Annotated in this window: 6 protein-coding genes; all 6 read left to right on the top strand. The window is 70.5% G+C overall.

Annotated elements, in window-relative coordinates:
• A partial coding sequence (gene fliK / locus GTR02_RS20065; protein ID WP_166609249.1) for a flagellar hook-length control protein FliK occupies positions 1-434 on the top strand: 434 nt, incomplete at its 5' end.
• An 88-nt stretch (positions 435-522) separates the two neighbouring features.
• The gene (locus tag GTR02_RS20070; protein WP_166609250.1) at positions 523-1,026 is read left to right on the top strand and encodes a flagellar hook assembly protein FlgD; all 504 of its coding nucleotides are present in this window, start codon (positions 523-525) and stop codon (positions 1,024-1,026) included.
• Between the two features lie 84 nt (positions 1,027-1,110).
• Complete coding sequence (locus GTR02_RS20075) at positions 1,111-2,415, top strand: flagellar hook protein FlgE (RefSeq protein ID WP_205709689.1); 1,305 nt, start codon at positions 1,111-1,113, stop codon at positions 2,413-2,415.
• A gap of 219 nt (positions 2,416-2,634) precedes the next feature.
• Positions 2,635-2,958, top strand: coding sequence for a flagellar FlbD family protein (locus GTR02_RS20080; protein WP_166609252.1), 324 nt, complete (start codon positions 2,635-2,637; stop codon positions 2,956-2,958).
• Positions 2,959-2,960: 2 nt separating this feature from the next.
• Complete coding sequence (locus tag GTR02_RS20085) at positions 2,961-3,734, top strand: motility protein A (RefSeq protein ID WP_166609254.1); 774 nt, start codon at positions 2,961-2,963, stop codon at positions 3,732-3,734.
• Positions 3,734-4,492 (top strand): OmpA/MotB family protein (locus tag GTR02_RS20090; protein WP_166609253.1); only part of this gene is annotated, 759 nt, incomplete at its 3' end. The genes GTR02_RS20085 and GTR02_RS20090, both read left to right, overlap by 1 nt.

The following is a 4,492-nucleotide window of genomic DNA, read 5'->3' on the forward strand; positions in this document are numbered from 1 at the left end:
GGCTGGACGGCATCACGCCGCAGACGGACGGCCTGCACCGCCTGACGATCGAGGTGAACCCGCAGGGTCTCGGGCCCGTGCAGATCAGCGCCGAGGTCTCCGACGGCGACCTCCACGTCCAGCTCTCCGGCAGCTCCGAGGCGGCGCGCGCGGCGCTGCGGGCGGCCCTGCCCGACCTGCAGCGCGAGCTGTCGACGACCGCGTTCGCGCAGACCAGCGTCGACGTCCGCGCCGACGCGGGCCCGGGCCAGCAGCGCCCGGGGGCCGGCGACACCTCCGACGCCGCGGGCGGGCGCGGGCAGCGTTCCGCGGGCGGTGGCGAGCCCGGCGAGAAGGGGCCCGACCGCCGCAACCTCTTCGCGGCCGAGGACCAGCGCGACGCCCGGCGCGCGGCCGTCGCGGCCGCCGCCGGCCGGCTCGACCTCCGCGCCTGAGCGCCGTTGCTCCGCCTCCTTCACCGCTGGAGGGCGGAAATGCCCGATCGGACTACAGACCGCCACCCGAACGACCGAAGGAGTGCGCATGACCATCGATGCGGCAAGCGGCGCGGGCAGCTACGACTCCCTGCTGGCGGCCTCGAACCTGCAGACCGCCACCGCGCTGTCGAAGAGCGACCCCGCCACGACCAGCACGAAGGCGTCGGGGAAGACGGCCGACAACAAGGACATGTTCATGAAGCTCCTGGTGGCGCAGCTGCGCTACCAGGACCCCTCCAAGCCCGTCGACTCCACGGAGTTCGTCTCCCAGACGGCGCAGTTCTCCTCCCTGGAGACGATGGAGGAGATGAACACGAACAACACGGCGATGCTGGCGGCCCAGCTGCGCCTGCAGGCGAGCACGCTCGTCGGGCAGACGGTCAGCTACGACGGTCCGACCGGGCCCGTCTCGGGCGTCGTGTCGTCCGCGGCGTTCTCGGCGGTCTCGGCCGGTGGCACGGGCGGCGAGCCGGTGCTCAAGGTCGGAGGGGCGGACGTCCTGCTCTCCAAGGTGACGACCATCGGCAAGGAGGCCCCGCCGACCACCTGAGAACCCGCAGGACCCGCACCACCCACACCCCTCCAGCACGACCCCCGGCCAGCCGTCAGAAAGGCACGTCAGATGCTCCGTTCCATGTTCTCCGGTGTCAGCGGTCTCCGCTCGCACCAGACGATGATGGATGTCGTCGGCAACAACATCGCCAACGTCAACACCACCGGCTTCAAGTCCTCGTCCGTGGTCTTCGGCGACACCCTGAGCCAGCTCACGCAGTCGGCCGCGGCCCCCCAGAACGGGGTCGGCGGGACGAACCCGTCGCAGGTCGGCCTGGGCGTGCGCGTCAACGCCATCGCGAACAACTTCACGCAGGGCTCCGCGCAGTCGACCGGCAAGGCGACCGACCTGATGATCCAGGGCGACGGGTTCTTCGTCGTCAAGCAGGGGGAGCAGAGCTTCTACACCCGCGCCGGCGCCTTCTCGCTGGACACCAACGGCGACCTGATCACCCCCGAGGGCGCCTACGTCCAGGGCTGGTCCGCGGCGAGCGGCACGGGTGACGTCAACACGAGCCAGCCGACCGGCAAGCTGAACGTCCCCGTCGGCAAGATCCTGCCGTCCGCGCCGACCAACGCGGCCTCCATCGGGGGCAACCTCGACCCCTCGGTCACGGCCGCGGACCCGACCGTCGTCGACGGCAAGGCGTCCACCGCGTTCCAGACCTACGACAAGCTGGGCACGCTGACGACGGTCACCGCGACGTACACCCAGCTGACCGCCACCACGTGGTCGGTCAAGATGACGGTGCCGGACAACGCCGGCTCGGCGGTCCCCGACGCCGACACCGACCCCGACGTCATCAGCGGGGCGACCGACCCCGTCATCACCTTCGACGCCAACGGCCGCTTCGCCAGCATGACGGGCACCGCCGACGCCAGCGGTGGGCCCAACACGCGCCCCGCCACACTCAAGGACGGCACCATCGTCAACGTGGACCTGTCGACGCTGACCGCGTTCGAGAACGTCAGCGGGATCGGTGTCGCGGGCGGCAAGAGCGAGCTGGTGCAGTCCTCCAACGGCTCGCCGGTCGGCACCCTGACCTCCTTCACGCTGAACCCCGACGGGACGCTCACGGGCTCCTTCTCCAACGGCATGCGCGCCACGCTGGGCCAGATCGCCCTCGCGACGTTCAACAACCCCCCGGGCCTGGAGAAGGCCGGCGGCACGCTGTTCACGGTGACGACGAACTCGGGCGGCCCGCAGGTCGGGACGGCCAACGGCGGCGGGCGCGGCAAGCTGCTGTCCGGCCAGCTGGAGATGTCCAACGTCGACCTGTCGACGGAGTTCACCAACCTGATCCTCGCGCAGCGCGGCTTCCAGGCGAACTCGAAGATCATCACGACGTCCGACGAGATCCTGCAGACGGTCATCAACATCAAGTGATGACCTGACGGCCGGACAGACGCCCCCCGGGGGCCGCGTGGTGCGCGGCCCCCGGGGGGTTCTCGTCGTCCGGACCCGCGACACTCACGCTGCGCCACTAGCAGTTCACCCGCTCGGACGCAACCCTCCGGCTCAGCTCGGTGGGCCGGCCGCCGATTGATCGACTGACACCCGGCCCATGGACGGGCCCCGCCACCACCCTCCAAGGATGGACTCCTCGTGATCCTCGTGACCCGGCTCAACGGGTCGGTGTTCGCCCTGAACCCCGACCTCATCCAGCGCATCGACGCCACGCCCGACACGGTCGTGACGCTCGTCGACGGCGCCAAGTTCGTCATCACGGAACCGCTGAGCGAGATCGTCGACCGCGTCATGGCCTTCCGGGCGCGCGTCGTGGCCACGGCGCACTCCCTGGAGGAGACCGGTACGGCCGACGTCCTCGAGTTGCCCTCGCACCCTGCCGACACCACGCAGGACCGCTACCACGTCGAGAACGACAGCGAGCTGCCCGCCCCGGTGCCGCTGCACCGCAGGAGGCCGTGACCATGGACATCGCCGCGATCGTCGGCCTCGTCGTCAGCGTGGCCGCCATCCTCTGGATGCAGAACCACGAGGGCGGCAGCCTCGGTGACATCCTCCTGCCCGGCCCCCTCGTGCTCGTGTTCATCGGGACCATGGGCGTGGGCCTCATGGGCGGTGTCCTCAAGGACGGAACCGGCCTGGTGGGGGTCCTCAAGACCGCCTTCCTGGGCAAGCCCAAGAACGCCGCGGAGACCGTCGGCGTCATCGTCTCGATGGCCGAGCGCGCCCGCCGCGAGGGCCTGCTGGCCCTCGAGGACGCCATCAAGGCCGTCGACGACGAGTTCCTGCGCGACGGCCTGCAGACGGCCATCGACGGCACCGACCCGGACGAGCTCTACGAGATCCTCATGGCCAAGGTGCAGGCGAAGAAGGCGGCCGACAAGCAGTCCGCCAAGATCCTGGGTGACATGGGCGGCTACGCGCCGACCGTCGGCATCTGCGGCACCGTCATCTCCCTGGTCGTCGTGCTGCAGAACCTCACCGACGCGGCGGCCCTCGGGCCGATGATCGCCGGCGCGTTCGTCGCGACCTTCTGGGGCGTGGCCGCCGCGAACATCTTCTTCCTCCCGCTGCAGAGCCGCCTCGCCCGCCTGTCCGGCCTCGAGGTCGCGCAGATGGAGCTCGTCGTCGAGGGCATCCTCGCCATCCAGGCCGGTTCCAACCCCCGCTCGGTCGCCAAGAAGCTGGAGAGCCTCCTGCCGCCGGGCACCTCGGTGCCCGACAAGAAGGCCGCCTGATGTCCGGCGGAGGGCACGGCAAGCGCCGTGCGAAGCACGAGGAGCACGAGGAGCACGTCAACCACGAGCGGTGGCTGGTGTCCTACGCCGACATGCTCACCGTCCTCATGGCGCTGTTCATCGTGCTCTTCGCCCTCAGCCAGGTCGACCAGGTCAAGTTCGCCCAGTTCAAGGCCGGGCTCACCGAGGGCGACTCCGCCTCCAACCTCGTCCTGCCCGGCAACGACGGCATCAACCAGGTCGACAACGGGGAGGACCCGATCGACCTGCTGCCCCTCGCCGGCGGTGACCCGATGGACAGCCTCAGCGCGCAGGACGTCCTGGACGACGCCCAGCAGAAGGCGAGCCAGGCCGACCTCGAGGCGGCGCAGGCGGAGGTGGCGCAGTACCGCGACATCGAGGAGCAGCTGGACAACGCCCTCACCGCGCAGGGCAAGGAGAACCAGGTCACCTACCGCATCACCTCGGAGGGGCTCGTCGTCGGCCTGGTCGCCGACAACGTGTTCTTCGCCAACGGCAGCGCGGACGTCCAGCCCGCGGGCGTGCAGGTGCTCGACGCGGTGGGCCCGGTCCTGGCCGGCCTGCCCAACGAGATCGCCGTGCAGGGGCACACCAACTCCCTGCCGCTGAGCAGCACGGTGCGCTACCGCGACAACTGGGACCTCTCCTCGTCGCGGGCCAACAGCGTGCTGACGCGGTTCGCCGGCGCCCACGGCATCTCCGAGCAGCGCCTGTCCTCGACGGGCTTCGGCTCGGCG

This window comes from Kineococcus siccus (assembly GCF_009906795.1).
Lineage (GTDB): Bacteria > Actinomycetota > Actinomycetes > Actinomycetales > Kineococcaceae > Kineococcus > Kineococcus siccus.